At 59.1% G+C, this 25,719-nt stretch carries 12 protein-coding genes; 1 reads left to right on the forward strand and 11 read right to left on the reverse strand.

Going from position 1 to position 25,719, the window contains the following annotated elements; genetic code table 11:
- Positions 1-167 precede the first annotated feature (167 nt).
- Complete coding sequence (gene crtI / locus NZK35_RS17050) at positions 168-1,649, forward strand: phytoene desaturase family protein (RefSeq protein WP_259633740.1); 1,482 nt, start codon at positions 168-170, stop codon at positions 1,647-1,649.
- A gap of 380 nt (positions 1,650-2,029) precedes the next feature.
- Here crtI and NZK35_RS17055 read toward each other — a convergent pair whose 3' ends face one another.
- The 11 genes from NZK35_RS17055 to NZK35_RS17105 form a co-directional block, all read right to left on the reverse strand.
- The gene (locus NZK35_RS17055) at positions 2,030-2,494 is read right to left on the reverse strand and encodes a hypothetical protein (RefSeq protein WP_259633741.1); all 465 of its coding nucleotides are present in this window, start codon (positions 2,492-2,494) and stop codon (positions 2,030-2,032) included.
- 6 nt (positions 2,495-2,500) lie between these two features.
- Positions 2,501-5,041, reverse strand: a complete 2,541-nt coding sequence (locus NZK35_RS17060) for a PulJ/GspJ family protein (RefSeq protein WP_259633742.1) — start codon at positions 5,039-5,041, stop codon at positions 2,501-2,503.
- A gap of 85 nt (positions 5,042-5,126) precedes the next feature.
- Positions 5,127-12,254 carry a hypothetical protein gene (locus tag NZK35_RS17065; RefSeq protein WP_259633743.1) on the reverse strand — a complete coding sequence of 2,376 codons (7,128 nt, stop codon included), beginning with the start codon at positions 12,252-12,254 and terminating at the stop codon, positions 5,127-5,129.
- A gap of 250 nt (positions 12,255-12,504) precedes the next feature.
- Entirely contained in the window at positions 12,505-14,010 is a 1,506-nt protein-coding gene (locus tag NZK35_RS17070) for a type IV pilus modification PilV family protein (protein WP_259633744.1), read from the reverse strand.
- 155 nt (positions 14,011-14,165) lie between these two features.
- The gene (locus NZK35_RS17075; protein WP_259633745.1) at positions 14,166-15,584 is read right to left on the reverse strand and encodes a pilus assembly FimT family protein; all 1,419 of its coding nucleotides are present in this window, start codon (positions 15,582-15,584) and stop codon (positions 14,166-14,168) included.
- Position 15,585: 1 nt separating this feature from the next.
- Complete coding sequence (locus NZK35_RS17080) at positions 15,586-16,995, reverse strand: type II secretion system protein (protein ID WP_259633746.1); 1,410 nt, start codon at positions 16,993-16,995, stop codon at positions 15,586-15,588.
- A 54-nt stretch (positions 16,996-17,049) separates the two neighbouring features.
- Positions 17,050-18,315, reverse strand: a complete 1,266-nt coding sequence (locus tag NZK35_RS17085; RefSeq protein WP_259633747.1) for a type II secretion system protein — start codon at positions 18,313-18,315, stop codon at positions 17,050-17,052.
- A gap of 149 nt (positions 18,316-18,464) precedes the next feature.
- Entirely contained in the window at positions 18,465-19,904 is a 1,440-nt protein-coding gene (locus NZK35_RS17090) for a type II secretion system F family protein (protein ID WP_259633748.1), read from the reverse strand.
- 158 nt (positions 19,905-20,062) lie between these two features.
- Positions 20,063-21,775: a GspE/PulE family protein gene (locus NZK35_RS17095; RefSeq protein WP_259633749.1), complete on the reverse strand. Its 1,713-nt coding sequence runs from the start codon at positions 21,773-21,775 to the stop codon at positions 20,063-20,065.
- A 103-nt stretch (positions 21,776-21,878) separates the two neighbouring features.
- On the reverse strand, positions 21,879-22,988 hold the full coding sequence (locus NZK35_RS17100) for a type IV pilus twitching motility protein PilT (protein ID WP_259633750.1): 1,110 nt from the start codon (positions 22,986-22,988) through the stop codon (positions 21,879-21,881).
- Positions 22,989-23,395: 407 nt separating this feature from the next.
- Positions 23,396-25,156: a GspE/PulE family protein gene (locus NZK35_RS17105; protein ID WP_259633751.1), complete on the reverse strand. Its 1,761-nt coding sequence runs from the start codon at positions 25,154-25,156 to the stop codon at positions 23,396-23,398.
- Between the last annotated feature and the right edge of the window lie 563 nt (positions 25,157-25,719).

Below are 25,719 nucleotides of genomic sequence, written 5' to 3' on the forward strand. Positions count from 1 at the left end.
TCTTCAGATGAGGGCCCGTAGGCTCGCGCCAAACGGCTGATATTCGTTTGACATCAGCCGGTTCGCGCCAGCGTCCGGGCCCCCTCATTCATGTTAACTTAGCGGTATTGGGCTGAAGCCTGCACACCAGCACCCGCTACCATCACAACCGTCCAAGGAAATCATCAGTGTCAAATCGTAAGGTGGTCGTGGTCGGTGCCGGCCCGGGTGGACTGGCCGCTGCGATGCAGCTGGCCCACGCCGGTTGTGACGTGACGGTGTTGGAACGTCGCGACCGTCCCGGCGGTCGAACGTCAGCCATCGAAATGGACGGGTATCGATTCGATTGCGGCCCAACCTTCTTTCTGTACCCCCGCGTGCTGAAAGAGATCTTCGCCGGCTGCGGCTACGACCTGATGAAGGAAGTACCGATGGAGCGGTTGGATCCGCAGTACCGGTTGACCTTCGGCGGCGGCGGACAACTCGACTGCACCCCGGACTTGGCGGAGATGGATCGCCAGATCGCTGAATTGTCGCCGCCCGACGTCGGTTCGCTGGCCCGTTACATGGACGACAACCGGATCAAGTTAGAAAAATTCCGCCCGATTCTCGAGTCGCCGTTCTCCTCGATCGCCGACCTGATGCGCCCCTCGATGATCGGTGCCGCCAAGCACCTGCACCCGTTTCGTTCGCTCGGCCGAGAATTACAGCGGTACTTCTCCGACCCCCGGCTGGTCATCGCGTTCGCGTTCCAATCCAAGTATCTGGGCATGTCGCCGTTCAATTGCCCCAGCCTGTTCAGCATCCTTTCGTTCTTGGAATACGAGCACGGGGTCTGGCACCCGATCGGCGGTTGCAGCCGGGTCAGCGAACGGATGGCGGAGCTCGCGGAAGAGCTGGGGGTCAAATTTCGTTACGAGGAACCGGTCCGCAGTGTGGAGATGGAAGGCCGGCACGTCCGATCCTTGACCACCGATCAAGGCAACTATGCGGCCGACGCGTTCGTCATCAACGCCGACTTTGCCGACTGGATCAGCCGCACCGTTCCCAACGAGAAACGCAAACGGTGGACCGACGAAGTGATCGCCACCAAGCGGTTCTCCTGCAGCACGTTCATGTTGTACCTGGGCATCGAAGGTTTGTACGAAGACCTGCCGCACCACAGCATCCACATCAGCGAAGACTATGAAAACAATCTTCGCGAGATCGAGCAGACACACACGCTCAGCCAAGACCCGTCGTTTTACGTGCAAAACGCCTGCGTCACTGACCCCTCGTTGGCGCCGGCGGGTCACAGCACGTTGTACGTGTTGGTGCCGGTGACGCATCAGACCGGATCGATCGACTGGGCGACCGAAGCGCCGGCGTTTCGAGAATTGACGCTCGACCGAATGGCCGCGATCGGTTTAGGGGATCTTCGCAGCCGGATTCGAACCGAGCACATGATCACGCCACAAGGCTGGCACGAAGACTACGCGATCCACAAAGGCGCGACGTTCAACTTGGCGCACAACCTGGGTCAGATGCTGCACAACCGACCGCGAAACCGGTTCGAAGACCTGGGCAGCGTTTACCTGGTCGGCGGGGGCACCCATCCGGGCAGCGGACTGCCGGTGATTTATGAATCCAGCCGCATCACGAGTGGGCTGGTTTTGAAAGACTTTTCATAAGAGTTCGAAGAGTTTCAGGTTTCAGGTTTCAGGTTTCAGGTTTCAGGTTGGAAGCAGTCGTGGTCCGTCACCCTCGTTCCCGGGCTCCGCCCTACGCCGTGAACGATAGGTTAGCGGCAGGGCGCGAGCCCTCCGGTCTGTTGGCAAAAATGTGCAAGCCGGAGAGTTCGCGGGCTGTCGATTGAGTGGGATTGGTCGAGGCAATGGTGAGCCGCTGGCCGTAAGGCCTCGGGCGGGCGCCTGGATGCCCGGCCGCTGACGCGTCGCGGCTCACAAAACCGACAGCCCGGATCGCGAGCGGCGAGTGAATGCCGTAATCCGAACACGCGCCACTGGCTGACGCCACGTGCTGGGATACGAGATCATCATTCTGCCCCGAATCATTCTGCCACTTCTTTGCCAACCACAAACCACCCCCACTGCGACGTCCACCACCGCGGCGGATTGGCCTCCGCCTCACACGGCACAAACCCGCCTTTGGAGATCGATAGCGTGCCGGGAAAGTCGAGTGCGGCTTGGTAGCCCTCATCAGCCGGTCCCAGGCATTCGTCATCGCTGCCGACGGCACCGGTTTCACGTCGATCATCGACGATGCCGTCGAGGTTGTCGTCGACGTCGGCTTTGCCGGGTAGTCCGTCGTGGCCGGCGGTCAGCAAGATCGGCACATCATCCGCAAAGCAGTACGGCTGGCTATCGATGTCGCCCCTGGAGACAACGCGTTTGAGGTCCGCACGATCCAGCCCCGCGGTCGGCGGTGCGAACTGACGGGTGTGGTTGAGCATCACCAACCGCGCGATCACACCACCGAGCAGCATCCCCACGATCAACAGACGAATCACCATCACGACGAATCAAAACTCCTGAATCACCGTCTGCTGACGAATCGTCTCGGCACCCACGTCATTGATTCGGATGCTAATCTTGATCGCGCGCAGCGGATCGCGAATGGGTGGACTGAGCTCAATCGGAGTCGTCGACAGGTTTTCAGGAATCTGTTCGTTCCCGGCGTTCTGATCGGTGAACTCGCCCTGGTTACCGATCGATCCGTCGAACGAACTCCAACGGCGGACACTCACCGGCCGCTGAAGGTCGGAGACGGTTCCGGAGTTGTCCTGGGCAACGCGGCTTTCCAGGTATCCCGGAACGCCGGGGGTCGCGCCGGCGACCGCGAAGGCAAATTGAAAGGTCGGCACGACGCCGAATTGGGCTGCTGCAAATCGCCCTTCCTGATCCATCCCATCGGCCGCGTAGCCGTCGGTCCAGGTGTCATAGACGGGTTGATAGAACGACGAGAGCGTGTTGGACCCTCCGGAACTTGAGATAATAAAGCGACCGCTCTGCTCCCACGATTTCGGAAAAAACGAGTAATACGCCGTCGGTGGAGATCCATACCGGACGCTGGGGCTGCCGCTGTACTCGAATCCGCTGTACGGGCTCGCAAAGTCTTCGTAGCGTGAATTGACCGCCGTGGGCGTTGGCGGCTGGGCGATGACATTTCCGGATTCATCAAATTGAACCAACCCACGCATCGGGCCGCCGGCCAACCGCAAGTACCCCAAGTCTACAAAGTCGCCACGGTCGACGACATCGAAGACGGTCGCGGGCGATTGGTTCCAATTCGTTCGCGAGCGATTGCCGTTGTTGACCAGCGCCTCATCGATACGCGGATCGTTCACCGTGACGATTTCATCGTCCGAACCAGGCCACCCCAATTCCTCTTCCGTCTCCGCTGCAACGCCGCCGACGGTCAAGCCATCGTCATTCCCGACACTGCCAGGTACACCGTCGGGTCCCCGCCAAACGAAACGAGGCGCCGAAGGGTCAAAGATCTGAATGTCAAAACCGACCACGTCTTCTGCGATGACATCGGATCCACCGCGGTTGACCAGCGCCACGGACGTTCCTCCGGCGCCAACATCGCTCACACGATCAGCCAAATTGAATTCCGGGCGAACGAAGGTCGTCATCGTAAACCGACCATAAGTATCCAGGTAAGGCGCATCACCGGGCGCAGTCCCCACGACGTGATGAGCCTGGGCCGGAAACGTCGTCGGTGTCGTGCCAGCGACCATCAGCGGGTCATTCGGATCCGGCAAAGCAGGCGGCGTGGAATAGCGTGCGATCAGGTAGGGATGGGGCGGACAAAGTGCGATCTGAGGCATGGACGAACCTTCCGAACCAGAGATCAGCGACTGCGGGATCCGAACGTGAGCAAATCGGTTCTCAGGCTTCGACAACTCGCCCAAGGAATTCGCTTTTAAAACTGCCGTCGGCATCCCATACGTCGGAGTCACACCCGGCGCGACCGTGGTCGCCGGCGCACTCCAGCGATCCGAAACACGGCTGATCGACAGATCCATCGCTTGTTGAAGCCGGGCGATTCCGGTCAACCAGTTCGGCGAAGCGTTGGCAGGCCCGGCGGACCACAATCCGGGAGCACTGAGGAAGGTATCGTTGGGAAACAAAGACACGTTCCCGCCGCCTTCGTTGGCGATCGGCACGATCTCCACCCCCGTCCCGTTGCCGACCAGGAAGGGGATCGTCGCCACGTTGCGTGTGCCTGCCGTCGTGGTCGGCACGCTGCTGGACGGATTAACCAGCCGATTGATGGCGTTCATCTCGCTGGGCGTCATGTTCAAGTCGGGACGGATCAGCAGAACCCGACGATGCAATTGCAAACGATCGGGCAGCAAATCGCCATTCCGGTCTCGATACACGGGATAAAGCGAGACGGCGCCCCCGGTATCCGGCACCTGGTTTTCATAGACCAACGATCCGTCGGAATTGCGTTCCCATTGCGGCGAAACCCAATAGGCGATTTCGGCAACATCCGAATAAAACGGAACCAGTTGAGTCCCGTAGCCGGGCGTGTTGTTGTACGCCGTGACTTCCGACGGATCCAATTGGCGATTGGCGTATCGCTTGGCGTCCAAGACCCCTCGCGGGATGAACCCGACAAACGGTGCACCTTCTTTGGCGGTCGATGTGAATGCCAAGAAGTCGTCGAAGTCACCAAACCGGCTATCGGGAAAATACTTCTCCGCCAACGGAGTCGGATTGGCAACACTTCCAAGGATCGTGGTGGAATCGGTGAACGGTCCTTCGTGGTACACCAAGTAACCTTCCGCGGCTCCCTGCTTTGCCGGCGGAACCATGTCACAGGTCGCCCGTCCGAGTTCATCACGCAACCGCAACGCGACATCACGAAGCCGGCTGCTCAAATCCAACTCGGACTGTCGATTGGTGATTTTATTGCTAAGCAATTTGTAGGCGCGGGCGAGACCGAGCATCAACAACAGCGAGGCCGTCAGTGCGATCAACACTTCCAGAATCGTGAATCCGCGCGCGGTGCGTCGAAAACGTCGCGCGTCTTGGTTTAGATCATTCGTCATGAGTTATCAGCTGTGTATTGGAGACCACCGCGTCCCGTTTCAGGGACGGTCCTAATTTCGAAAACCTCTCCGGCAAACGGGACGCTCACTCCACGATCTCGGAGTAGAGAATCATGCGTTCGGCCCCCATGTTTTTCCCACGCAGGAATCCGATTGGGATGGTTCGGTCGATGACATAGTTGGCACGACTGCGGATGGCCTCTCCGGTTTCATTGACGTATTCGCGACCCACCGCACCGGTCGTCGGGTCGACGACGAAGTAACCGAGCGTCATCCGAATTTGGAAAACGTTACTGTGATTCGTCGTCACGCCCTGAAGACGTGCCGTGTTTTGATTGCGGAAGAACGAATCGCGATCCAGATCACGCAAGTTCTTGTGCAATTCGGCCTGCGGGCGTTCAAACAGTGCGCTATTGACCAGCGGAATCTCGAGTTGGGCGATATCCGGGTTCCCAGGGGCGAGCGTCGGCAACGTGACCGCCCCGCCATTGGTCGCCGCTTCGACATCCAAGGCAAAATTGTTCGGTTCCATCGCACCGGTGGCCACCGCGTTCCGCTGCCCCGCGGTCAACATGCGTTCGTCCCAGTCGGGATGCGGTCGCATCAGCATCATGTCGTGTGTCCGTCGCGGAACGCCGAAACCGGTCGGATCATGCTGACGCATCAACCGTTGCACAGACGGCGTCGCCGCCGCCCGTGCCGGCCCAAACACTCCGGCGAATCGGGTGGGATAGCGCCAGTCCAAATCGGGATTGCCGTAGAACGTCGTTCCGGTGAGGAATGCATCACCACGCGTCGTCGTGCTATACCCTCGCCTGGCTTCGATAAAGCCCTTGAAGCTGAGACCGAACCCGGAATCCACGGTTTGCTGGAACAGGTTGTTCTCGCCCATCGTCGCGGGAGAACCGTAGGTGGTGTCCAATTCATAGGGCGTCGAAATGCCCCAGGCAAAGGACCGATAGACCGAACCGTTGGCGAACAACTTTGAATTGCGGAACGCGGTCGTGAATCCGTTTCCATCAGGCTGTTGGTTGTAGGGGTCCGAAAAAATCTCGTTTCGAACCGCCGCGGCGGGCTGCTGGTCGGGGTTCGCCGGATCCTCCCCGGCGTCCAAGAATTGCCGGCCCACCACTCGCGGATTCGTGTTGCCCGCATCGGGATCAACGAAGTTTCGCCCTTTTCGAATGTAGTCCGGCGACGTGTTGATGTTGATCTTGCCCGGCGTCCGGTTCAATCCGACGTAGTTGTACGGCGGTTGCAACGTCTCCACGGCGCGGTTGAACATTCGGTGCACCTGCACCTGGCTACCGCTGTCGAACTCGACATCCCGTCGAAACCGAATCTTACCGGGATCAAACCAACGTTGGCTGTCAAACCAGATCGGTCCGACATCGACATAGTCAAAGATCTGCTCGAATCCCGCACGATCTCCCGTGAAATCATCCGCCGCGTCTTCGTATTCATCCGGCGCGTCTTCGATGATCCCCAAGTTTTGCCGTCCGGTCGTGTCCGCACCGCGGTTCTGCGAATACTTGACATCGAAACCGAGCAGATGCCGGAACGGAACCGGTTGCTCGAATTCGGGGTTCGCGGGGTTGCGTAGTGTCCCGGGGCTGAACGTTTCCAACAGCGACGTCCGCGAAACCGCTGGGACATCGGCCAGGCCGTAAGACGACTGGTACTCGCGATTCATCCAGGGAATCGTCGTCAGCAACACTCCATCGGGGCTTCCAATCGTGAACCTCGGACTGCCGAAATCGTCCGCCACAATTCTGGGCGAAGTGTTCCGCACGGGATAGCCGTATTCACGGTTGACGAATCCGAGCGTTTGAACAAACGGCTGAGCATCGAACGAGTTGCCGGTGTAACGTTCCGCGTCGTACTCGGTTCGCAGTGCCGTCGCAGTCGGTTCCAGCGTGCCATTGTCTTGCCACATCGACCCGAGTTCATACGGCCAGCACGATCCACTCGGATTCGTACTCTCGGCCACCGAGATCGTTGTCGGACGCAGAATGCTGGTCGTCATGCTCAACGGGGAGCGTTTCGCCACCACCACGCGCTCGTAGTCGGCCAAGGTGCTGGGAGTCGTGTTGAGGGGCACGAAAACCGTTGCACCGCGATCGTTGGCGATGTCCGGAATTTTACGACGCGTATCAAATCGGACCAACGGCTCAAATTGATTCGCATTGGTATTATCCCAATCCGATTTATCGTCGACGGAGTCATCGGTGACGACGGCCCCGCCCTGCATTCGGTCGACCGTTTCGCGAACGTCGTGCTCCCCGTTGAAGGTGGTCAAATCCATGGGCATGAAATCGACGGTGATGTAGGGGTTGTCGATCGGATGCCAAGGCATCGTCGGGTCGGCAAGTCGCTGCACAAACACCGTGGCCGCTTCTTGATGGGTTCCGACCGCCCACCATTCGTTGGTTGACAGCGGAGCGGTGGGCAAGTGGTCCAGCGGAACGTCGGGATGACTTCCGGTCGCAGGATCGATCACAAACGGCGGGTTGCCGGCCGGCGGCTCCGCCTCTTGATCGTAATCGTGATAGCCGTCGACCAGAGGGTAGGGCCGCGGTGCGGCACCCGACGGCGTGGTCTGGCCGCCGTTGGCGATGCGATGCGTCGGCGGAAGATAAAAGTTTTCGTTCGGCAACGGGGCACTGATGTTGAACCCCATGTCCACATGCTCGGCGGCATTGAAGTTCGTGAAATACTGTTGCCACGCCGCGCGATTGCTTCCGGGAGCGTACGGAGGGTCGCCAGAGTTCAGCGCTTGATGGGGGAACAGTGATTCGCAAATCAGTGGCAACACGCCGCCGACCTCGTAGTACCCATCGGCCGGCTCGTCGTCCGCGTAACTCGGCGAGTTGGGGTTGGTCGTGTTGTTGCCCAATGCGTGGTAATCGAGACGGAAACCAATTCCTCCCTGAGGACGAATTCGCAAGACCTGGTCCGTCGGCTGGTAGGTCATCGACGTCGGATCGGGACCTTTCTTCTGACCAAAGTATGTTTCAATCCTCGGCGCAACGACCGCGTATTGCCCGGGAAACAGATACGGATTGACCGCGTTTCGACGATTGTAAACGTTGTCCGGTCGCATCCCGCTTCGATCGTCGGTGACGACGGCCAAGTCGACCGGGGGAAGGTTGGTGAACCAAACAAATCGCTTCAGCTGGATTCGAGCAAGGTTCCCCGGCGTGGCGTCGGTAAACGGATTCAGGTCATCATCGGACAGCGTGACATATTCCTTGCGATCACCCGCCGGCGGCGTGTCGAATCGAATCGACGGTCGGATGTCGGCCGTGTGACGCTGGAACTCTTCCCAGGTCGTCACGTTGGCATCTTGGGCGTTGGGCGTCCAATCATCCGTTCCCGGGTTCCCGTCCATGTCCAAGTAACTGGGGGCGTCGATTCCACTGTTCGTCAAATCTCGCAACCGATCGGCGTCAAACGTCCAACGCGTGCTCTTGTTCGCCGCACCCTTGTCCGGGTTGCTGCCGGCGGATTCGCCGATCGCCAATCGCCAGACCGGGCTTCGCCTTGTCCCCACACCAACGACACGCCCCAAGTCCAAGGCGTTGTTGGTGTACAAGTCACCCGGCAAACTCGGCTGCGTCTCTCCGTTGCCAACGACGGGTGATGCGAGCGATTGCAATTCAACGTACGCACTCGCTTGAGGCATGCGAAACTGATCCATGTCGCTGTCCGAATCGACCGTCGGATCGGACTGGTCATCATCGCGCGGGTACTCACCATCGGGAGTCACCTGCGACCCGGATCCGGCTCCACCAGCGGGCAACTTGACCAAGTTGCGTTTCAACCGTTTGTCGTGCGTCGCAATCGTCTCGGTGATCTGCAACTCCGGCCGCTCGATGCCCCAGACCGTGTTCCTGGCCGCGATCGTCAAATCAAATCCGTTGGAATCAAACGGGTTCCAGTCATAACGCAGACGGGTGCATTTTGAATCGACGTCGCGATAGTCGACCGCATTGACCGCCCACTGTGCCAATCGTCTGGCAACGAAACGGTTCTTGATGTCGTCCGATGCGTTGGCAATGTCGCCCGGATAGGGAAAGTCCGGCACGAGTGTAGGCGACCCTGTGTCCGCGATGAGCGCGAACATCAGGCAATACAAATGCCTGGCGAGCAACTCGGCACCATCGGCCATTTTCACCCGTACCGCCGGAGTGGTCGCATCGTTGTCCAAATCGAGACGCAGATCACCCTGGTCCAAGATCCCATCTCCATCGGTGTCCAGCCCGTCAAAATCAGTGGGCGTCGTGGCCGATGGACGGTACACGGTGTTGGGTCCGTAGTGCGCCTGTGCGTTGGCTTGACTGGCAAAACCGTCGGCGATTTGCGGGAACGCGTCTTCTTGAGAAAACCGATTGTTGGCCAGGTTCGCTTCCCGAACGACTGGTGCGGTCGAACGGACGGCCAAAAACGTATCAGTCTCCGTCGTCTCATCGCCGATCCCTTCGCCGGTGTCATCTTGTTCGTTTCCGATCTGGCGATTCAGATTCAACTTTGACCCTTTGCGCAATTCCAACGCCAACATGCGGTGCAGCTGTGCATTGGTCCCCACTCCCGTAGGAAGTTTGTCGGCCAGGAACTGCAGAAAGCCGTCTTCGCCCGGTAATTCAGGTGAATCCACGCTTCGGCTGTCGGTGACCAACAACCGCCGCAGCGCTTCGTTGCGGTTGGCGGCGTCGCGCAGCAACTGCGAGAGTCGACCATTGAGTTCTCCACCGTTTTGAAGATCAATCAACTCGGCCGTCGAAAACGGTTGATCGTCGCCACGAATCTCGGTCGCACCAAACTCATAAGGCTGGTTTCCGATATCGGTTCCCGTCGCCAGCTGGTTGAAGGTCTGTGTGCCGGTTCGAGGATCCTTGCGAGTCTTGATCAACCCCGTCATATCAATCGGTCGTCCCGCGACGGAGTTGGATTGGTGATCGAAGGTCCGTCCCGGAAAGGGAATGCGCGACAACAGATCGGCCGCCGGATTGGGGCTGACCGTGAACACCCGCGGCTGGAATCGCGTGCCCGCACCCGGGTAATGAAGGAAGTTGGCCAGTGCGGTGTTGGGCGCCGAATAGGGATACGGATTGGCGTAGTTGTAGGGTTGGCCGCCGTACCGAACGTTCAACAGGTTGCCGTAGCGGGTCAACAACACCTGATCAACCGAAATCGGTGCACCGACTTGATTGGTGCGGATCGGGCCGAGGAAGCCGGTGCGAATCGGCAGCCGCTCCAACGCAAACAGATGCGAAAAGTCGATTTCGGCCGGCCCCAGTCCGCCGCCTCGCCCGAACGAGTCGAGCGCTCGGTTGACGGCGAAGTACTCCGCGTCGCTGGTGTAGCTACCCGGTCCGGTCTCAAACCGGCGATTGATCAGTTGGTTGTAACTGCCGGCGTAGTTGACGTTGATTTTGCCATCCCAGTCTTCGATCAAGGCCGCGACCATCGGTTTCAAGACCAGCCCGTCCGGTGCGGTGACGGTGGGCAAACTCAAATCCACCCAAACGCTATCGGGCAGTCCATCCCCGTCGTTGTCCACATCCCAGGGTCCGTTGATCAACCAGGTCGCCAACTGCTCCACCTGGTTGATGATGCTCGGCAAGGAACCCGACAAGTCGATCGGCCGGGCCAAGATGGAAACCGGGTTGGATCCTGAAAACTCTGGGGCACCGTCAAACGGGTCACCGTCGTTATTCAGGTCGCTGACGGCGGCGTTGTAATAAAAGTGTGGAAAATTCAACGGGCGCAACGTCGCTCGGCGAATTTGAGTCATCAGTTTCTCTAATCGCGCCGGAGCATTCGGATCCGTCGGATTCGCTTTGATTTGGGCAAACGTTTGCCCCGCGCCCACCGGTTCGCCCGCCAGCCGAATCGGAGCGTTCATCAAGTAGTTGATGATCGAAGGCCGATGAAACGACGGAATGATGTTTTGTCCCAATTGCCGATTGAGTTCGGCCGCATTGACTCCGTTGTAAATGGGAACGAAGGACGCCGATCCGGTATCGACGCGTCGGTGATCGCTAGGTTGCCACGCCAGAAAGATGTTTTCCATATCGGCCGCGTCCCACGCTTCGTCCGGCTGGGGGTATTCGCCGATGGTCCCGTTTCCGCCCTGATAGTCCGAACCGGTCAACCGCGAGTTCAGCGTGAACTCGATGTTGGCCGTCGGATCGATCAGCGCCCCATTTCGACGTAAACCAGTCAACCCCGCCGGGTTCAGTCCCGCTCCATTGAACACCTGTCCGTTGACTACAAATCGATACCCGTAGTCGTCGCTGTTGGGAGCCCCCAATTCACCCGCATCGTCTTGACCATTGATCCCATCATCATCCACTCCGGCGCGGCCGGGCTGGCCGTCGGGTCCGGGGCTGTACAACAATCGATTGGGAAAGTTTTGGGCGACGACGTACAGCCGCTCGGAAACGCCATCGAGGGTGATGACCTCGTCACCGAACTCGCTCAAATCGATCACCAAGTTTCCGGCCAAGCTGTATTCCGTGTTGTCACCGATACTCATCCCCTGGTCCGGCGTCCCGTTCTCGGTTCCGAACGACCGCACGATTCGAAACGGTCGATTTTGCAGGGGGCCTTCCTCAAAGGTCACGATTCGTCCCGTCAGTGCGTCGTCCAACTCCGTGTGCAGTCGGTCTCGGAACGGTTGCGTGACCGGGGTGACCGTGCCGGGTGCCGGTGGGACACTGATCAGTTGGCCCGGCAAATCGGGATTCGGGTAGTGCCAGCGGGCCCAGTTCGTCGGGAATTTGAACAACGTCGACTGTGGTTCTTGTTGGCCGGTCAGCGGCAGCAGCAACTGCCCGCCCGCTCGCGGAGGAACCGGGTTCGAATTGATCGCCGGCGATGGCTGAGTCAAACGATGCGCCACTCGCATTTGCAAGCCGTCGACACCGTAATAGTCCTCCAACAAACTCGCCCCGAACGCGGCGCTGCGGGAATCATCCGTTCCGATCATCAGCTGCAAAACAGCACTCTCGATCGGTGGCACGGGCGACAATTCCTGCTGGCGTCGTTTTTGGCTTGAGTACGACGACTCCGACATCTGGGAACTGAAGACCACAAAACTGATCACCAACACGGTGAACAACGACAACATTCCCAACACGATCAACAACACAATCCCTCGCCGTGATCGGTTTGGAGATCGAGTCGATTGAGACAATCGTCGGTTCATAGGCTTGTACATTGGCATCAAATTTCGTCCCGCGATTCCGGGCACCTGTTGAACGAGGTGGCTTTTGCCACGCTCGCGCGACGGTGCGATCGCTGTGTTGAAAAGAAAAGGCTTTCGACGCATCAAGGTCGAAATGGCTGAACTGGCATTCTTGCTTTGTGAACGAAATGCATTTCTTGCATTTCCAATTGAACGGGTCGGCCCGCAGTCTGTCGGGCAACTCGATTGAACGGAGTACGGCGGTGGCACATCACAGTTGAACCTGGAAGGGTTTCACACTGACCACGTCGGGCATGATCACCACCACCGTGCCATAGTCTTGTTTCTTGTATCCCGCCGGATCCGTGGCAGTCGAGTTCATCATGGCGTCGTAGTTAAACGCAGGGGCATTGCCCCAACTGGGCTGCGAGGGCGCGCCGTAATAGGGCGCGGCGTAACTCATCCCAAACGCCTGGACTTGGGTCGGGTGGAACATCCAATCGGGACCGCGGACCGAGATCTGCGTCTCGTAGCAAACGACGTTGTTGGGATCCGTGATCACGGTCGGCTCGCCTGTCACATCAGAGACCTGGTACCAGGCAAACTTCAAACCTTTCGGCTCCACGGCCCCTGTCGCCGGATTGGTAATGTATTCGCGCCGCATCAGCATCAACCAATCATTGTTATCGAGATCCGGCAACACAAACCGGCTGGTGCGAAACTTGAACTCGCCTCCACCTCCGCCGATGAAAGGCCGGTCAGAAACCGACACATATCCGATCTGCTCGCCGGGGTACAGCAACTCGTTTTCCGGTGGCGGCGGTGCATTGACGATGCTGGGATCGGTGGCGGTATAAGGTGTCAGTTGATGCGCCAAAGCCGGCCCGCCACCGGGCACCGTCACGACTTGACGATCCTTCATGGTCACCACCGCCGCGTCGAACAGGTTGCTACCGGGCTTGCTGCGCGACATCAAAACAATCGAACTGAATCGCGAACTGACCGTGTTACGAGTCAACGAGTGCGCGGCGTTGGCGCTGCGTTGAACGAACAACCCCGGACCACGCGTCGAATCTTCGGGCGAGAACAACGAAAACTCGTCGCTGCGGAGCGTCAACGCCCGTGCACCCGCAGCCGAGAGCAAACCGGAACTCCCGTCAAACGGCAGCGCCAATCGAGTGAAGCGAGGCAGATTCCAAAGCGACGTATTCGGCGCAGATCCCGGCAGCGGGATATAGGAACTCAGCGGGTCCGACGGCGAATAGGCGACACAATGATAACGCGGGTCATAGCAGGGAAAGACGGTTCGGTCATATCCATTGCGCCGCTGATTGGGGTTCGTGGTATCGGTGTCGTCACGCAAGTTGTTCGTCGCACACAAGAACCAGGGATCGATGCAAAACGCGTCCGGCATGCGAGCCTGATTGGTCGGTGCACCGGTGTCGACGGTATAACGCACGTCGTACTGCGAAAGGTGACTGCCAAACTCTTGTGTACTGATGCTTTTGAAACGTGCCGCAGGTGGCGCGTTGAACGCGTTGGTGTTGTTGAAACTTCCCGCCGGCGCGTTGAACTCGCGAAGCGAATTGTTCGCGACGATGACCTCCGTGAACGAACCCTCCAATCGCGCCATGTCGGTTGCGACGCGGTTGTTGATCTCTTCGATCGCTCGATCCATTTGCAGCGCATTGGCGGCGTTGTTGGTTGCGACGGGCAAGATTGACGCCACGCCCAACAAACCGATGGTCAGCACCGCGATCGCAAACAACACTTCCATGATGGAAAGTCCGCGCCGCAATGACCGTGGGGAATTCAACAGACTGAACCGTTTTGTTGGGATGATGGGGAAACCTCCACAAACTGCAGCGGTTCGAATTTGATCTCGTGCGGAATGTCTCATTGCACGTCTCATTGCACGTCTCATTGCACGTCTCATTGCACAGCGCCCCCGGAATTGAGCCGTCGCGATTGATGGATGCGTGCGCCGACAACTTGACGTGCGGTCGGATTGGTGCCGAGGCCGTAGTACGTCGTCAACACACCGAGCGGAGGCTGCGTCGCCACGGTGCCCAAGCTGATGGCACCGCTGAGCGGCTGGACGCTCACCCAAGCACAATCCGGATTGGCAAAGTTCGGCACCTTGGTCGGCACAAGCGCCAAGGGTGGCTGAGGGTTCGCCAGGGGCGGATCATTGGTGGTGACTTGATAGTCGGTGCCGCCGACCGTTTGCGGGTAGCGTGCCGCGTCGTCGATATTTTCCAAAATCCCATCGACGTAACCGATGTTAAACGAGACCGTCGTCGAGGGGTCAAAACGCGTCAGAACAAAATTCTCGATCAGCCCGGATTGGACATCTCGCACGTCGGTGTAAACCCCGTTGAGCCGTCCGTCGGCGGCGAACATCACCACGACGTCATTCAGCTCTCGATCCGACTGCACGTTGGGGATTTGCGTCCCCGGACTGGAATCGACGATGACCTGAGAATTGAATGCGATCGGATTGGTCGACGGCCCGGAAATCGACAGGTCGACGACGGTGCGGCCGACCAGATTCACCGGCGCCAGCGGGGCGCGGATCGGATTGACTTGGAATTTGAATTCATAAGGTTGCGTCAGCGACAACGCCATCGGGAACTCCCACTCGCTCGACGGCCCCCGCCAGTTGCCCGCGACCATGTTGTTATCCGCCGCCACCGTTAAGCAGTTGAACGTCAACAAGGTTCCGTCGGTTCCCGAAGCGAGCACCGGTGCCAGTGCTGCAATGTTGTCGCTGACCTCCGTTTGCGCGGTCTCCAACACGAACACATAGCCGGAACCGTTGACGGAAAATCGAACACCCGGACGGATCAGACGTGACGCCGCGGAATTGACCCCGGACGCGAGCGCGTACAACAGGCCGGACGAGCTGCGTGGGATGAAAAACTTTGGCTGAATCGGATACAACGGCGAGTTGGTCGGCGGGGTCGGTGAGGTGGTGTGCATGATCGGATAGGCGACCGCACTGTCGACATCCCCGCGATACTCCATCGGCGATTGCACGTAGTACAGCCGCGTCGCGTAGTTCGCACTGAAGTAGTTCAGATTGGCGGGATTGCCCTCGCCGATGTCGCTCCGTCGACGTTCGATGACCAGGCCGTACGGACGACCGGTGCGAATCGCTTGCGTCCGCGCGTTGATGAATGCGCCCTTGACCAGCGAGGCGCTACGGCTGAGCGTGGTCTGTCGCATGCTGTCTTTCAACGTCGGCAATGCGATTGCGGTCAGAGCGGATGCGATCGTGATGGCAACCAGCAGTTCCACCAAGGTGAAACCGCGGCCCAATCTGCGCAGGTGGTCGGTATTGATTCTCATGTTACAGGTCTCCACCAAGCGACGTAATATTGTCACCAGCCGTCTCGCGATCGAACGTGCCGCCCAGCCCACCGCCTTCGCGTGCGTTTCGAATCCCGAGAGGTCCGGAAAGTGTGAAATCGTGTGACGTATGGCCGCCGGAAATCGTTGCCATCGACACGTTGAAAAACGGGTCGGGATAGCGATACGTCATGTTGAATCTGGGCGACGGCGTGTCCGTTGCGATCCGCACCGAGGACGCGCTATAAAAATCTTTCACTCCCTGCTGAAGCCCGTCTTCATCGATCCAGAACGTGCGACGGATTCCAAACTCTCCGTCCTGACCGGCACTGATCACCACCGGCGGCAAGTAGTACGGATGGTAGGCCTGTTGGGGAGCGGGCGGCGTCGTTGCGTAGTTTGCCGCGTCGTAGCGATAGTCGCTCAGCAGAAAATCAAACGGGTCGGGATCCGATGGATACTGTTGCGGCAAACTGCCTCCGCTGGGAACGAAATTGCGGAGCGCCGTGGAATCCAAACCGGCCGGGTTGCGAATCATCTCGTAAGGATTGCCCCAGGCATCGAGAATTTCGAGAAACCCGTCGCCGTCGGTATCACCGATGCTGGTGCTCGGAATACGGTCGATCGCCTTGGTCCCGAACATCTCGGTGGTCGCCAAGATCAGATACAGGCATTCGGCCGATTCGTTGGTCCGCGACCAAAATCGATCAAATGGGTCGGCCGGATCATCCGAAAGCAGATCCCCATCGGCGAATTGATTGAACGGAAATTGAAACCCGCCGCTGTTGTAGGCCGCGGCGATCCCATCGACCAACGGATCGGTGCAGGGATTGTTGGCAACCACCCGTGCGTCCAAACTGGCCGCCGAATCCAACCCGACCAAGGTACGCATTCGATTCCATTGGGCCGGAGGCCTGATCTGGGCGATGTTGGCTTGCCATCCGCCCCCAGCCGTTCGGGTTCGAAACTGCAGCGACGCCGGCGGGAACAGCAGGTCTGCGCGGCATTCCGGCAAGACCATTCGGATCAAATCGCGCCGCGCCATCAAAACCAGACGGCTGCGTTCTTCGGCTTCAAAGGACCCCGGGCTGGCGGCCAAACTCGTCGAAGTGCTGCCGAGTCCCCCCACGCCTCCCTGGGTCGGGCCGGGTGCCCCGTAGATCAACGAGACCTTGGATAGCGAAACTTCATTCATCCTGGTCTGAAGCAGTTGCCCGATCGTCAAGACGTCCGCCTGGGTTCGCTTGATCCTGGCATCGGTCGCTGCGGAGGCGAGTGCGTACGTGAGCATTCCACCAAGCGTGACCATCACAGTCATCACCACCAACAGCTCAACCAACGTGAAACCTTTCACGCAGCGGTTGGCAGCCTTGGCCAGATTCGGTCGGTTCTTGAAATGGATTTGCATCATCGTTTTACTCGGTTGCCCTGCACACGTTCTCACTCTGTCCCGGCGCGACATGCATCACGGCAACTCGTCCACAAACGTCTTGGCCGTGAAGTTCGACTGGTTGTCTCGCATGCTGTTGCTCGCACGGGAGACAAAGCCGGTGATGTCGAATCGAGAAACACCGGTCAACGGTTGTGCCGGCCCGCCGACGACCAAGCTCATCAGCGCCCCGTCGGTCCGCCAAAAAACCGGTGCCGCATTCGACGGACCTCCGCCATCGGCGTCTAACAGGTATCCGAAACGCCCATCGAGCCCCGGTGCAAGCAGCTGAAACGAACTCGGGTTGGCGAATTGCCAAGACGCGGCCGATGCACCAAAGCTTGCCGCATAGCCACCCGCAGGCGGAGTGTTCGGTTGGGGCATGTAGACCGGACGAATCCCATCGATGGTGTCCGGATCCAAGCTTCCGATATCCGTATCATTTTCGTAAGAAACGTAGGCGTTGAAGACGATCGGGGCCGCCGTATTACCGTTGTTCCACGCGTACGTCCGCGAATCGAAGTAGACCACCGGCTTGTGCCCTTCACGGAGCACATACGACGGGAAAATGTCCGGCGTCTGGTACAGGGCCGGGAAGCCCCCGGTGATATTGCGTGGCTCGTCGGTGCTCACGTTTCGGTCGTAGGCGCCGGAGCCCGAATTGTAAGACGGTCCGTTCGTCGATGACGTCGAACGCAAGAGCAGTCGCTTGGGTTCAAAGTCGATGAACGGGGCGTTGCGAATCGCACGGTACTGGTAGTGCGACGCCAGGGCCGGATTGGTCGGCGTTGCCGTCCCGTCAATGATGATCGACGGCGGCAGTTCGAGCGGACCACCACTGCCCGTGAACGGGTACTGGGGGTCGCTGCTGAATCCGCCCAGCGACCAAACCAGAGCCTCCGCACGATCCATCACAAAGGGGTCATACGTCGGCGCGGGGCTGGTCGGAGGAACCGCGGTCGGGTCGTTGTCCGGGAACGTGTCGCACAACGCGAACAGCAAATTCAACTCGCTGTTGGCGATGTCGGGAAAGATTTTCAAGTAGTGACGCTTGACGATGTTCCAGTCCGAGAAATCCGGCGGATAGTCGTTGTACTTGGTGTTGTACGCATCAATCCCCTGTTCGATGTTCGAGATCTCTGCCTTCATCGCAGATTGACGCACGGATTTGATCACCACGCCGACGGCGGGGATGGTCAGGCCGGCGATGGCGGCGATGATGGTGATCACCACCAGTAATTCCACGAGCGTGAATCCGCTTCGATGCGTGTCGCTTCGTTGGTTGTTCATTCGTTTGATCATCGTTCGATTCCGCTCGATGGATGGGCGGCCGGATGGCCGCTGGTTCTGTTAGGGTGACTCGATGGTGTGCGACGAGTCGCTACGATCGACGGGCTGGCGAGCCCGTCGTACGGGGTTTGTTTGACAGGCTGGAAGCCTATCCCACTTGGTTAACTGGACAGGCTGGTGATCAAACTGATCAACGGCATGAACAAGCTGATCACAATGAAGCCGACCGTGACCCCCAGGAACACGATCATCAACGGCTCGATCAACGCCGTCAGGCCGTCGGTCATCGTGCGGACTTCTTCGTCGTATTGGTCGGCGACCTTGTACAACATCGTGTCAAGCTCACCGGTCTCTTCGCCGACGTCGACCATGTTGACGACCAGGTCGTTGACGACGCGGGTTTTGATTTTCAAGGCATAGAACAGTCCGGCGCCGACCGCCCCGCCGCCGATCGCGTAGGCCGCGATGAAGGTCAACGTCTGGACCATCACGCCGTCATCCAACTTCGTCCCGCGGCTGGTGATCGCCACCGACAGCAGCAACAAACCCGGGAACGCGCCGAAGATGGCGAAGAAGAACACCGCCATCGGATGGAATCCCAACCGGCTCTCCTCCCGCAGCGGCTTGCTGATCACTTCCCCCTCGCGCACCGCCTCGTTGACTTTGGTGAACAGTTTCTCGAACACCGCGTTGCCCGCCGTCTCCCGCGTGATCGCAAGCGCCTCCAAAATCGGAACACCGCTACTGACCAGCGTCCCCAGCGTTCGCGTCGTCCGGGCCAAAATGTTCTTTTCCAACAGGCCGCCGAAGATCGGGATCTTGATGATGAACATGTCAAACCCGGTCCGCCCGTGACGGAATTTGCGCATCAGTTTGATGAACAACAGGAACATGATCGGCATCACGATCAACAGCCACCAATAACTGGCCATGTAGTTGCTCATCGCGATCAGCAACAGCGTCGGCGCGGGCAGCTTCAATTCGAACTCTTCGAACATCTCTTCGAACGTCGGCACGATGAAGATCATGATCCCGGTCAGGATCAAGATCGCGACGATCGCGACGACGATCGGATAGATCAACGCGCCTTTGACCTTTCGTTTGAGCGATTCGGCCCGTTCGAGGAACTCCGCCAACCGCTGCAAAATCGTTTCCAACGCACCGCCGGCCTCGCCGGCCTTGATCATGTTGACGTACAGCCGGCTGAAAATCTTGGGCGACTTGGACATCGCTTCGCTGAGCGTCGCCCCGCCTTCGATCTCATCACAGACGTCCATCAGGGCGAACTTCAACTTGCCCGGCTTCTGGTTGTTTTCCAAAATTTTTAGCGAGCGCAGAATCGGCAGCCCGGCGTCCTGCAGAATCGACAGCTGACGGGTGAAGGCGCAGATGTGTTTGGTCTTGGCACCGCCGATCGCAAAGCCGCGTTTGCCCTTCTTCTTGGCACCGCCGGCGGCCGCCTGTTTCTTGACGGAGATCTTCGTGACGAAGTACCCCATCTGGCGAATCGTGGTTTGCGCCTCCTCTTCGCTCGCGGCATCGATCTCATCCCGGATCTCTTGTCCGGCCGCGTCCATTGCTTCGAATTGATAGGTAGGCATTCTCGGTAGCCCTCGGCGGTAAGCCGGCCCCTGCCCAACGCGTACTGCGTTGCGGCACGGCACCGGCCGTCTCTATAAAAGTGATGCTTAAAAATGTGTGTTCAAATCGGCCTGCCCGTCGCCCCTGCGGCGGCACGCCACTGAGCTTATTACTGGGCTTATTCGGAAACCGTCTCGCGGACGACTTCGTCCAACGTGGTGATCCCGTCATAGGCCATCGTCATCCCCGCTTCGCGGAGCGTCGTCATGCCGTCCTTGGCCGCTTCATCTCGCAATTCATCGGTCGACGCGTTGCCCATGACCATCTCGCGAATCTTGTCGTTCAAAATCATCAATTCGAACAACGCGATCCGGCCCTTGTAGCCGGTGTTGTTGCACTGATCGCATCCGGTGCCGCGGAAGAACTTTCTGCCGCCGACGTCTTCCGGCTTCATCCCCAGTTGGTACAGCAGCTCGACGTTGGCCTTGGTTTCTTCGCGGCATTTCTGGCAGATCCGCCGAACCAGCCGCTGGGCCAAAATCGCTTCGACGGTCGCACAGGTCATGAACGCCGGGATCCCCATGTCCTTCAACCGCGTCACCGTCGCCGGGGCGCTGTTGGTGTGCAGGGTGCTGAACACCAGGTGGCCGGTCAACGCGGCCTGGATGGCGATTTCGGCGGTCTCCAAGTCACGGATCTCGCCGACCAAGATGATGTCGGGGTCTTGCCGCAAGATCGCCCGCAAACAGCTGGCGAAGGTGACGCCGGCGTCGTGGTCGATCGGGATCTGGATGATGCCGTCGATGTCGTACTCGACCGGGTCTTCGGTCGTGATCAATTTGTCTTTGATGTCGTTCATTTCCGACAACGTCGAATACAGCGTCGTCGTCTTTCCGCTGCCGGTCGGCCCGGTCACCAAGATGATGCCGTTGGGACGATCGATCGCGTGGCGAAAATTTTTCATCATCGCCTCGTCCATGCCGACGTTGTCCAGCGACAGGTTCACGACCGAACGGTCCAGCACCCGCATGACGACGCTTTCGCCGAAGATCGTCGGCAACACGCTGACGCGAAGGTCGACGGGGTGACCGCCGACCATCAACTCGATCCGACCGTCTTGCGGCAACCGACGCTCGGCGATGTCCAGATTGGCCATCACCTTGATGCGTGTCGTGATCGCGAACGCCAAGTGCCGCGGCGGCGGGACCATTTCGTACAACACGCCTTCGGCTTTGATGCGGATCCGAAACTCGTCCTCGAACGGCTCCAAGTGAATGTCGCTGGCGTGGTCCTTGATCGCCAACAGCAACACCATGTTCAACAGTTTTCGCACCGGCGCCGAATCGGCCAACGCCTCGGCGTCGGTGATGTTGAATTTCTCACTCTCCAGCGCCGACACCGCCGCCTTCAGCTCCTCGTCTTCGGCCAGCTCGGCGACCAGCTTTTCGACACTCTCGGACTCGCTGTCATAATAACGTCCGATCGTCGTGTTGATGTCGCGTTCGGTCGCCACCAGCACTTCGATGTCGTAACCGAGAAACGTCCGCAATTCGTCCTGGACGCTCAAGTTCTGCGGGTCGCACGTCGCCACGGTCAACTGGTTGCCTTCGAATCGAATCGGCACCACGCGGTAAAGCTGGGCCATCGTTTCGGTCAACTTCTCCACCAGCTCCGGCTCGAGCTGAATCTCTTCCAGCGAGATCGTCTGCATCGACATCTGCTCGGCCAAGCCCTGGACGAGCTGATCTTCGGTGATCAACTGCATGTCCTCGGCGACTTTCCCGAACAGCGCACCGGGCTGCTGCTCCTGTTCCTCCAACACGATGTCGCGTTGTTCGTCGGTCAGGAAACCAAGGTCGACCAGGATCTGTCCAATGCGACGCTGTGCCATGGGTGTAATGCTTGAAAAGGAGGATTCGTGAGGTTGGGTGTGATGGCGGAGACGACAGGGGTGCTGCCGTCCGCCACTGGTTCATGTCGTCACAGCGGTCACGCTAGTCTTCTTCACCGATCGGGACCGGCGAATCGTCCAACCCGCGACGGGCCTGGACGATGCGTTTGGCCAAGTCATCGGGACGATGCGCCTTGGCCAGCGCGTCTTCGACGGTCACCAGTTCAGCCTTCCAGTGGTTGAACAAGGCGTCGTCCATCAACTGCATCCCGAACTTGGCACCGGTCTGCATCGCACTGCTGATCCGGAACGTTTTGTTCTCGCGGATCAGGTTGGAAACCCCCGGGGTGACCACCAGCACTTCATAAGCCGCACAGCGGCCGCCGCCGATTTTGGGCAGCAGCGTCTGGGCGACCACGCCGATCAGCGTGCTGGCCAACTGGGTGCGAATCTGGTCCTGCAGGTTCCCCGGGAAGGCGTCGATGATCCGGTTGACGGTGCCCTGGGCACTGTTGGTGTGCAGCGTGCCGAAAACCACGTGCCCGGTTTCCGCCGCACTGATCGCCGCTTCGATCGTCTCCAAGTCACGCAGCTCGCCGACCAGAATCACGTCGGGGTCCTGACGCAACGCCCGGCGAATCGCCTCGGAGAAACTCGGCACGTCCACCCCGACTTCACGCTGGTTGATCGTGCTCATCTTGTGGTCGTGATAAAACTCGATCGGGTCCTCGATCGTGATGATGTGGTGGTCGACCGTCTCGTTGAGCAGGTTGATCAAACTGGCCAACGTCGTCGACTTTCCCGAACCCGTCGGCCCGGTCACCAAGAACAGCCCCCGCGGCCGGTGCGTCAATTTGACGACAGCCTCGGGCAATCCCAGTTGCTCCGGCGTGAGCTTGTCATTGGGGATCTGACGCAGCACCATCGAGATGAAACCGCGCTGCTTGAAAACCGAAACCCGAAAGCGGGCCATCTCGCCAAAGGCGAACCCGAAGTCGGTACTGCCCGATTCCTGCAATTCACGCTGGCAACGTTCCGGCGTGATCGACTTCATCAACGCGACCGCGTCCTCGCCTTCGAGCGTCTTCGTTTCCAGCTTCCGCATCCGACCGTGCAAACGAAAGACCGGTGGCTGACCGACGACAATGTGAATGTCGCTGACGCCTTGTTTGATTGCTGCATGGAGCAGTTTGTCGATCAGCACGGTTGCCATCGCTGGTTTACCTCAAATGCGAGAAGAATCTTTTTTCTCTAGGTGTTGCGGCCGGTGCGGGTCAGCGGAACGGTCCGATGAGCCGCTCCGACCGCTTCAGGGGAACGGTTGTGATGGCGAGAAGCAGAACAAGTTTTCCCCGAAGTGCAGGCATTATGTCCGCCCCAGGCGAAAACTTCAAAAAACTTCGCCAGCGGCGCGAAACTTTTTGCCAAGGCCCCCCCGGAAGAACCGAACGGGTGGATTGGCGACCACTGTCGAATGACAGCGGAACCGTCCTGCTCCCAGCCCGGGTCCATCACGATGTCGCGGGCAAGGCTGGGACAGGAAACAACGGCCGACTTGCAAGCAAACAAGAAACGCTCGGCGGAGCGGTGAAAAGGCCCAAATCGACCGATCGGAGGGACTTAGAGCGAATCCAAATCGCCGACCAAGTGACTCAGCGCGAGCGGCTCCTGCTCGGTCTGCTTGGCCACCCGATAGACCTCTTCAAAGGTCGTGATCCCGCGGATCACCTTCAGCATGCCGTCGGCGTAAAGCGTTGACATACCACTGTTTATCGCCTCGATGCGGAGTTCCTTGGTGTCTGCCCCGCGGAACATCATCTCACGCAGCTTGCCGTTGACGACCATCAGCTCGTAGATGCCGATTCGGCCGCGGTAGCCGGTCCGCCCACAGTAGGGACAGCCCTTACCCCGCGAGAACTCCCCTTGGGCGACCATTTCCGGCGGCAGCATGGAGTCGGCGATGACCGCTTCGGTGGGCTGGTAGCGGACCTTGCAGCGCGGGCAAATCGTCCGCACCAGCCGCTGGGCCAAGATCGCGATGACCGAACTGGCCACCATGTAGCCAGGTACACCGATGTCCACCATCCGACTAATGGAACTGGGCGCATCGTTCGTATGCAGAGTACTAAAAACCAGGTGTCCAGTCAGTGAAGCCTGGATTCCCATCGATGCGGTCTCGTGGTCACGCATCTCGCCGACCAGGATGATGTTGGGTGCTTGTCGCAGCATGGAGCGGATGATGCGGGAGAAATCGAGCCCGATCGAGTGCCGGACTTCGACCTGATTGATCCCCGGCAGGTAGTACTCCACGGGGTCTTCGGCGGTGATCACCTTGCGGTCCGGCCGGTTCAGCGCGTTGAGCGCCGCGTACAGCGTGGTCGTCTTTCCCGACCCCGTCGGGCCGGTCACCAGGATGATCCCGTTGGGCCGCCGGATCAGCGAGTTGAAAGTCCGGTAGTCGCGTTGGTTGAGCCCCAGTTGCCGCACGCCGACTTTGATGTTGTCCTTGTCCAACAGTCGCATCACGCAGGACTGGCCGTGATTGGTGGGGATGATGCTGACCCGCAAATCGAGCTGTTTGTCCCCCACCGTGATTTTGATCCGTCCGTCGGTCGGCCGCCGTTTTTCCGAGATGTCGATTTTGGACAGAATCTTGATGCGGGCGATCAATGCCGACAGCATCCGCCGCGGGGCGCTTTCCCGTTCGACACAAACGCCGTCAATTCGATAACGGATCCGCACCCGCTCTTCGAACGGTTCGACATGGATGTCGCTGGCCCGCAGCTGGACGGCTTCCTGGATCATCAGGTTGACCAGTTTGATCACCGGCGCGCTGCTGTCATCGGCGTCATCGGCGGTGTCAGCCGAGTCGCCCGATTCGGTTTCGGTGAAGTCGATCGCCGTGTCGGTGAACTCCTGCAACATCGAGTCCGCCGATTCCCCTTCGACCTGCCCATAGTACTGGTTGATCGCCCCCTGAATCGCTTCTTTGGGGGCCAGCGCGGTTTCGATCTTCCGGTTCAGGATGAACCGCAGCTTTTCGATCGTTTCCAGATCGAAGGGGTCGGCGATCAAAATCCGCAGCGCGCCGTCTTCGACGCTGTAGGGCAGCACCATATTTTCCCGGGCGACCGATTCGGGAACCAGTTCGATCACGTCTTCGGGGATCCGTGCTTCCCGCAGGTCGACGAAGGGGATTTTGTGGAACTTGGCCATTGCCCGGGCGACTTCCTCGGGCGTGGCATATTCCATTTGGACCAGAATGTCGCCGACATCGGTCGAGGTATCTCGAGAAACCTGTTCCGCTTCGGAGAGCTGGTCCAAGCTGATGATGCCTTGGCGAAGCAGCAGATCGGTGAATTCTTGAATAGCTTGGCCCATGGTTTCGCCTTCGTTAGCGCTTTGGGGGGATCGTTGAACGTTGGAAAAGGGTGCCGACGGATGAATCCTCTTCATCCGGTCCTGTCCGCACATGACACAGGATACCATCCCACGCCCGAAACCGGTCACCGACAGACAAAAGAACTGTCGTCATTTCGCCCAAACGGTTCGTTTCACGCGGGGAGAACGTCGATCAGCGCTAAACCGCAGAGCGGTTCCACAACACAGCCCGGGGTCGCGAAGCGCACCCCGGGTGGGGTTGAAAAGGGAAATCGGAACCCCAGCGGGGTTCAACAAACAACGCGATGCGATCCGGCGGCACGAATCGGAGGATCCGTCTTGTTCAACCCCGTTGGGGTTGGCGACCTGATGTTGGCCGGATCTTGGGGTGCGCTATCGCGACCCCAAGCTTTGATGTGGCACGCCGCTGGCGTGAAATCGGCGGCTGAAGCCCAATACCGCTAAGTTAACATGAATGAGGGGGCCCGGACGCTGGCGCGAACCGGCTGATGTCAAACGAATATCAGCCGTTTGGCGCGAGCCTACGGGCCCTCATCTGAAGA

The sequence above is a fragment of the Stieleria sedimenti genome (genome assembly GCF_025060895.1).
Taxonomy (GTDB): Bacteria; Planctomycetota; Planctomycetia; order Pirellulales; family Pirellulaceae; genus Stieleria; species Stieleria sedimenti.

Excerpts from the sequence above, each read along its gene's own strand:
- NZK35_RS17075 (WP_259633745.1), bottom strand. The coding sequence starts at position 15,584 with ATGAGAATCAATACCGACCACCTGCGCAGATTGGGCCGCGGTTTCACC.
- NZK35_RS17095 (WP_259633749.1), bottom strand. The coding sequence starts at position 21,775 with ATGGCACAGCGTCGCATTGGACAGATCCTGGTCGACCTTGGTTTCCTG.
- NZK35_RS17100 (WP_259633750.1), bottom strand. The coding sequence starts at position 22,988 with ATGGCAACCGTGCTGATCGACAAACTGCTCCATGCAGCAATCAAACAA.
- NZK35_RS17085 (WP_259633747.1), bottom strand. The coding sequence starts at position 18,315 with ATGATCAAACGAATGAACAACCAACGAAGCGACACGCATCGAAGCGGA.
- NZK35_RS17060 (WP_259633742.1), bottom strand. The coding sequence starts at position 5,041 with ATGACGAATGATCTAAACCAAGACGCGCGACGTTTTCGACGCACCGCG.
- NZK35_RS17080 (WP_259633746.1), bottom strand. The coding sequence starts at position 16,995 with ATGATGCAAATCCATTTCAAGAACCGACCGAATCTGGCCAAGGCTGCC.
- NZK35_RS17065 (WP_259633743.1), bottom strand. The coding sequence starts at position 12,254 with ATGAACCGACGATTGTCTCAATCGACTCGATCTCCAAACCGATCACGG.
- NZK35_RS17090 (WP_259633748.1), bottom strand. The coding sequence starts at position 19,904 with ATGCCTACCTATCAATTCGAAGCAATGGACGCGGCCGGACAAGAGATC.
- NZK35_RS17105 (WP_259633751.1), bottom strand. The coding sequence starts at position 25,156 with ATGGGCCAAGCTATTCAAGAATTCACCGATCTGCTGCTTCGCCAAGGC.
- NZK35_RS17070 (WP_259633744.1), bottom strand. The coding sequence starts at position 14,010 with ATGGAAGTGTTGTTTGCGATCGCGGTGCTGACCATCGGTTTGTTGGGC.